General features: G+C 55.2%; 10 protein-coding genes. 1 reads left to right on the plus strand and 9 read right to left on the minus strand.

Annotated elements, in window-relative coordinates:
- Positions 1-55: 55 nt before the first annotated feature.
- Together AC2VLY_RS08730 and rsmA are read right to left on the minus strand one after the other, a co-directional pair.
- The gene (locus AC2VLY_RS08730) at positions 56-523 is read right to left on the minus strand and encodes a YbjN domain-containing protein (protein ID WP_486891679.1); all 468 of its coding nucleotides are present in this window, start codon (positions 521-523) and stop codon (positions 56-58) included.
- Positions 520-1,323 carry a 16S rRNA (adenine(1518)-N(6)/adenine(1519)-N(6))-dimethyltransferase RsmA gene (rsmA, locus tag AC2VLY_RS08735; protein WP_193651275.1) on the minus strand — a complete coding sequence of 268 codons (804 nt, stop codon included), beginning with the start codon at positions 1,321-1,323 and terminating at the stop codon, positions 520-522. Before rsmA ends, AC2VLY_RS08730 begins: the two co-directional genes overlap by 4 nt.
- Before the next feature lie 65 nt (positions 1,324-1,388).
- On the opposite strand from rsmA, the gene AC2VLY_RS08740 reads away from it, so the two are divergent.
- Positions 1,389-1,943 (plus strand): HNH endonuclease, encoded by a 555-nt coding sequence (locus AC2VLY_RS08740; RefSeq protein ID WP_193651221.1) that lies wholly within the window; start codon positions 1,389-1,391, stop codon positions 1,941-1,943.
- A 35-nt stretch (positions 1,944-1,978) separates the two neighbouring features.
- Here AC2VLY_RS08740 and pdxA read toward each other — a convergent pair whose 3' ends face one another.
- The 7 genes from pdxA to mlaE all read right to left on the minus strand — a co-directional run.
- Positions 1,979-2,980, minus strand: a complete 1,002-nt coding sequence (pdxA, locus tag AC2VLY_RS08745) for a 4-hydroxythreonine-4-phosphate dehydrogenase PdxA (protein WP_486922116.1) — start codon at positions 2,978-2,980, stop codon at positions 1,979-1,981.
- Positions 2,980-3,228, minus strand: coding sequence for an RNA-binding S4 domain-containing protein (locus tag AC2VLY_RS08750; RefSeq protein ID WP_300250017.1), 249 nt, complete (start codon positions 3,226-3,228; stop codon positions 2,980-2,982). The genes pdxA and AC2VLY_RS08750 overlap by 1 nt, the downstream gene beginning before the upstream one ends.
- A 14-nt stretch (positions 3,229-3,242) precedes the next feature.
- A complete protein-coding gene (locus tag AC2VLY_RS08755) occupies positions 3,243-4,163 on the minus strand; it encodes an ABC transporter ATP-binding protein (protein WP_193651218.1) in 921 nt (306 codons plus the stop codon).
- Entirely contained in the window at positions 4,160-4,474 is a 315-nt protein-coding gene (locus AC2VLY_RS08760; RefSeq protein ID WP_300250012.1) for an STAS domain-containing protein, read from the minus strand. Before AC2VLY_RS08760 ends, AC2VLY_RS08755 begins: the two co-directional genes overlap by 4 nt.
- Complete coding sequence (locus AC2VLY_RS08765; protein ID WP_486892173.1) at positions 4,471-5,112, minus strand: MlaC/ttg2D family ABC transporter substrate-binding protein; 642 nt, start codon at positions 5,110-5,112, stop codon at positions 4,471-4,473. Before AC2VLY_RS08765 ends, AC2VLY_RS08760 begins: the two co-directional genes overlap by 4 nt.
- A gap of 12 nt (positions 5,113-5,124) precedes the next feature.
- Positions 5,125-5,604: an outer membrane lipid asymmetry maintenance protein MlaD gene (gene mlaD / locus AC2VLY_RS08770; RefSeq protein ID WP_075322054.1), complete on the minus strand. Its 480-nt coding sequence runs from the start codon at positions 5,602-5,604 to the stop codon at positions 5,125-5,127.
- A gap of 13 nt (positions 5,605-5,617) precedes the next feature.
- Positions 5,618-6,196 (minus strand): lipid asymmetry maintenance ABC transporter permease subunit MlaE (gene mlaE / locus AC2VLY_RS08775; RefSeq protein WP_486922117.1); only part of this gene is annotated, 579 nt, incomplete at its 5' end.

Below are 6,196 nucleotides of genomic sequence, written 5' to 3' on the forward strand. Positions count from 1 at the left end.
CGTGGTATGGGCATCACCCCTTTGCTGATTGGCAACGGCATCATCGGTGCAGCAACTAATGCACCGCTGTCCCAGTCTCCAGCGCCTTGATGGCTGCAGCGGGAGTTTCATGACCGGCCAGCACCTTGTCCAACCCGGGCAGGTAATGGTTTATGGTTTCCACACCCAACAACAGGTAGGGACGCAACAAGGCCGTGGATAATACAGCTGCCGGTGCCTGCAAAATCGTCTTGAAATTGATTTCACCATCTTCCATATCCAGCTCGAAATTACCCAGAGACAGGCCATAGTTGGCACGGGTCACAAATTCGGCCACCGCCAACCGCTTGTTCGCCGTAATATCCAGATTCTGTGGACGCAAATAAAACAGGATGCGCTCACGATCTGCATGAACATGACAGAAAATATCCAGGGTGCCATTGGGTACCTGCAGTGCACAGGTCATGACCGGATAATCCGGAAGCATTTTGGCTTCCCAGTCCAGTTCTATAAACAGTTTTTCAACCACTTCCACATGATTCATTGTTGGGATCCTTGTTCAGAAAAAGCCTCGGCGAGGCGAAAAAAGGCAGCCTGATCCAGTGTTTCTGCACGACAGGACGGATCAATGTCCAAGCTCTGCAACTGCTCCGCACTGAAAATGCCGCGTAAATTATTGGCGATGGTCTTGCGGCGCTGCGCAAAACTGCTGGTGACAATCCGGGCAAAAGCCGGGCGCAGACCATCGGTCAGCAAAACCGGCTTACAGGGTAGCAAACGCATGAAGGCTGAATCCACCTTGGGCGCCGGAAAAAAATTCCCGGGACCCACCGTGAAGAGGGACTCCACTTCACACCAGGCCTGAATCATCACCGATAGTCGTCCATAGGTTTTGCTCCCGGGGGCCGCCACCATGCGTTCGACGACCTCCTTTTGCAACATGAAGTGCATGTCCTGAACCCGCTCTACCGACTCCAGAATATGAAAAATAATGGGGGTCGCGACGTTGTAGGGAAGATTACCCACCACCCGCAGCGACTTGTCGCTGTCACCCAGACGCGCAAAATCCACCTTCAGGGCATCGGCCTGCAGGATCGTCATTTGCCCGGGGGCCGCCAGCGCTTCAAGGCCGGGTATCATGTCCCGATCCAGCTCAATCACGGTCAGATGATCCAGAACCTGGAGCAGCTTTTGGGTCAACGCTCCAGGCCCCGGCCCGATTTCCAGCAGAACGTCCTGCCGATCCGGGCGAATGGCATCCATGATGCGCTCCACAATATAGGGTTGCACCAGAAAATTCTGTCCAAAACGTTTTTTGGCTGCCGGCAAGGCCCCCACTTGCATTCTCAACCTCGCTTCATGCTATATTTGGGTGACGCCTCTAGCAGGCGATGCGAAACGGAAAGTCCATGCACCTCGTGCTTCGTCTTGACGTCGGTGGTCGTCCCATGGCCTGGGAAACCTGGGAAGAAGCCGCCGCCCATTATGTCCGGGGTAATGTGGCCTGGACCCTCGGGAATCCTTTTTTCACTGCTCACGGTGGAGTATGCCGGCGCAGTGGCATCCATTCCCAGCTCGATATTCATCCGGTCATTGCCGTGCGCGGTCGGCATCTTGGCAAAATCAGGCCTCCCGCCCTGACTAATCAAACCCTGTTCCACCGCGATCATCATCTCTGCATGTACTGTGGCAAACATTATCCGGTGCGCGAATTGACCCGTGACCATATTATTCCCATTTCTCGCAAGGGCCGGGATATCTGGACGAATGTGGTGACCGCCTGCCGCAGTTGTAACAGCCGTAAGGACGATCGAACTCCGGACGAGGCGCACATGCCCTTGCTGGCGGTACCTTTTACGCCGACCTGGGCGGAATATCTGTTGCTCAGCAATCGCCGTATTCTCGCCGATCAGATGGAGTTCCTGCTGGCTCAAGTGCCCGAAGGGCGCAGCCGGATAGGCTGAGCGACTGTCGCTCTCGACCTGAACCAGCTTCTCCATCAGAGCAGGTTCATATGCCGGTTACGGACAATTTCTGTTGCAACATCAAGTGCATGGAGGAGACTTTCTCCTTGCGCCCGCCCCGTGCCCGCCACATCCAGGGCCGTGCCATGATCCACACTGGTGCGCACAACAGGTAAACCCAGGGTAATATTCACGGCCTCACCAAACGCATGATATTTCAGCACCGGCAACCCCTGATCATGATACATGGCCAGAACTGCGTCGGCGTCCTCCAGCAAGCGGGGCGTGAACAGGGTATCTGCCGGCCAGGGGCCAGAAACCCGCATACCCTCCTGTTGCAGAGCATGAATAACCGGGATAATGATGTCAGTTTCTTCGTGCCCCAGATGCCCACCCTCACCGGCGTGCGGGTTTAAACCCGCGATCATGATACGGGGCGCAGCCAGAGCAAAATCCTGAATCAGGGAAGCCTGCAGAATCCGCAGGGTCCGTTCCAGACCACCCTGGGTAATGGCGCTTGGCACTGCGGCCAAAGGCAGATGGGTGGTGGCCAGAGCAACCCGCAACCCGCGTCCGGCCAGGAGCATCACCACCTCGCTTTGCCCGCAGGATCCAGCGAGGTATTCGGTATGTCCCGTAAAGGAAATACCTGCGTCATTGATGATGCCCTTGTGCACAGGAGCAGTGACCATAGCGTCCGCCAGCCCCACGCGCAGCAAATCCAGGGCCTTGTCCAGACTGCGCAACACCGCCGGAGCATTGGCAGGATCCAGATGTCCCGGCCGGCAACTGTGCAGCAGGGGAATATCCAGCACGCACAAAACACCGGGCTCGGGCTCAGGCCACGGATCCCCTTCCTGCCAGGACTCCAGACGCACGGGCAACCCCAATATCGTCGCCCGGCTGCGCAGGCAATGCAGATCCCCCAGCAGAATGACGGCTGCAGGCAGGGGATGAGTAGCCAACTGCAGACAAATATCCGGACCAATTCCGGCAGGTTCGCCAACAGTCACCAACAAACGCGGCAATGTATTCATCACCCGGATTCCTCTGGCAGCATTTCAACGATGCCCTCTGGTCCTTCCACACGCTGAGGCAAGCACAATATCCGTGCCCGCAGCAAACGGTCACGAATATCCACGGTCAACACATCTCCCTGTTTTACTTCTGCTCCGGCCTTGGCAGTCCGACCATTGATCTGCACACAACCCGCATCACAGATTTCCTTGGCCAGACTGCGGCGCTTGATGAGGCGCGACATTTTCAGGAACAGATCCAGGCGCACTGAAGCAGAGCCTTTCAGCGCATCTGTCCAAGGATGTCAGTAAAGGCATCCTCCAGACGTGGTTCCTGCAAATGCAGATCGAGAATTTGCGCAGGCAACTGCTGCAACTGGGCGAGGACTGCACCCAGAGGATTGCGCTGAGCATCAATGCGGAATACCCGGATATTTTCACTGGCCCCAGTCAGCAAATCCTCCAGCGCTGGACCCAGTTCTCCCGGGTCATGATCAAAAGTCACTTTCAGGATTCGCCAGCTTGCCGCACTCAACAAGTTCTCTTTTCTGTCGAGGGCGACAATTTTTCCATGCTGCAGGATGGCAATCCGTTCGCACAACTCCTCAGCTTCTTCCAGATAATGGGTGGTCAAAATGACCGTTCGGCCTTCGGCATTGTAGCGCCGTATGAACTGCCAGAGTCCCTGGCGCAACTCCACATCCACGCCTGCAGTCGGTTCGTCCAGTACCACTACCGGTGGCCGATGTACCAGTGCCTGGGCAATCAGCACCCGCCGTTTCATGCCTCCAGATAAATTTCGCAGATTGGCATTGGCCTTGTCTGCCAGATCCAGTTCTGCCATGAGTTCATCAATCCAGTCATCATTATGGCGCAGGCCAAAATAACCGGATTGCATGCGCAAAAATTCACGCACGGTAAAAAAGGGATCATACGCCAGCTCCTGAGGAACTACTCCCAGCAATTGCCGGGTTCGACGAAAATCTCTTTCGACATCGAACCCGAAAATTTCTGCCACACCACTGGAGCGGCGGACCACGCCCGCAAGAATATTGATGAGAGATGACTTACCCGCACCATTAGGGCCCAGCAAACCGAAAAACTCACCGGCGTGAATATCCAGATCCACACCCGCCAGCGCCAGATGTCCGCTCTGATAGGCTTTACGTAAACCCTGAATGTGAATGGCCGGGCTATCAGTCATGGTCCAATGTGCAGCATGTCCTGTAAACGATAAAGCGCCACCAGTTCGCGCAAGGGCTGCGCCATCCCGCGAATTTGCAAGGTCATCCCTCTGGACGTCTGGACCTGGGTCCATTCCATGAGCAGGGCCAGGGTGGCACTGTCTCCGGCCTCAAGCTCATTCAGGGCAATCACCGTACAGCCCTGACTTTCCCTGCTCCAGTCAAAGCCTTTGAGCAAGCCATCCAGATACGCAACCCGCCAGTCGCCCAGCAGGAAAAGCTGGGACTGCCCATCGACTTCACGGCGCTGCCAGCTGGCTCCCAGACTCAAGCGGACTGCTTCCCGGAGCTTTTTTCAGTCGCATCTTTCTCGGTCATTTGCTGGAGCAAGGCGGGGATTCCTCGACTGGAAGCTATCTGCCCGAAACTCTGTCGATAATTCAGAACCATACTCACACCATCGATGTAGGTGTTATATATCCGCCAGGTATGATCGGTGTAGAGCAGGGCATAAATGACCGGAATATCCGGACCACCATCGGCTTGGCGAATAACCATGTTGACCTGGGCTACGGGCGGGTCCTGGGAAACCTGCTGGCTACCCGTGATTTTTACCGTCTGACCTTGATAATGATTCAGCGCATTACTGTAGGTACGCACCAGCAGATCCTTGAAAAGGACTACAAACTCTTTCTGCTGCGCAGGATTCATCTGCCGCCAGTATTGCGCCATGACATATTGGGACATGGTAGTGAAGTCCATATGCGGCAACACAATATCAGCTACCTGCTTTTTGACGACCGGAGTGATGGGTTTACCCTTGTTGGCACGCAGCACCTTCAACACATTATTGGTGAGTTCATGGACAACGGTGACGGCGCCCTGGGCGTTGGGGGCATCCGTAGCACTGGCCGGCACAGTCCAGGCGAAAATCAAACATAACAGCGCAATCCAGGTGATCTGACGCATCAAAATTTCTCCTTATTGACTTCCTGAAGACTTGCTACTTCCTGCAGCCTTGCTGAACACCATCTGACCAATCATCTGATCGATATTGACTGCACCCTGGGTCATGGTAATGGTCGCACCGGGCTTGAGGTTCTGCGGCATGCCACCCGGCTGAATGGCAATATACTGTTCTCCCAGCAGCCCCTGAGTATAAATCGAGGCTCCCGTATCAATCGGCAGCTTGATGGACGGTTCGATACGCATGGTCACATTGGCCATATAGGTTTTCGGATTCATACCAATATGGGTAACTTCACCAATAGTGACGCCACCAATTTTAACCGGGCTGCGAGTCTTGAGACTGCCGACATTGGTAAAATCGGCATGCAGCACATAACCACTATCATAGGCAAAGCCGGAAAGATTCCCTACCCGTAATGCCAGCACCACCAACGCTGCAATGCCCAGCAGTACGAATATGCCGACCCACCAATCTATTGCCCGAGTTTCCATGTGCTTCCTGCCCTCAGCTGAATAGCAAAGCTGTAAGAATAAAATCAAGACCCAATACGGTCAGCGAGGCTGTCACCACACTCAGCGTCGTGGCATTACCTACCCCTTCCGCCGTCGGCCGCGCCGTATATCCTTTCCAGGCGGCAATCCAGGTCACCACCACACCAAAACACAGTGCCTTGAACAAGCCCGTCAGTATATCTCCTGAAAAGGTCACGTTAGACTGCATCTGCGCCCAGAAAGTCCCACCATCCACACCCAATACCGGCACGGAAATCAGATATCCGCCAAAAATTCCGACCAGATCGAAAATCGCGCAGAGTATGGGCACCGAGATGATCCCCGCCCAGAGACGGGGAGCCACCACCCAGGCCAGGGGATTCACCGCCATCATTTCCATGGCACTCAACTGCTCGGTGGCTTTCATGGAGCTGATTTCTGCGGTCAATGCAGAGCCCGCACGCCCGGCAAATAACAAGGCGGTCAGCACCGGCCCCAGCTCGCGCAGCAACGACAGGGCAATCAGCGTTCCCAAAGCCGAAGTGGCCCCAAAGCGCACCAGCGCGTAATAACCCTGAAATCCCAGAACCAT

It is taken from the genome of Acidithiobacillus sp. TH-A36, assembly GCF_057473445.1.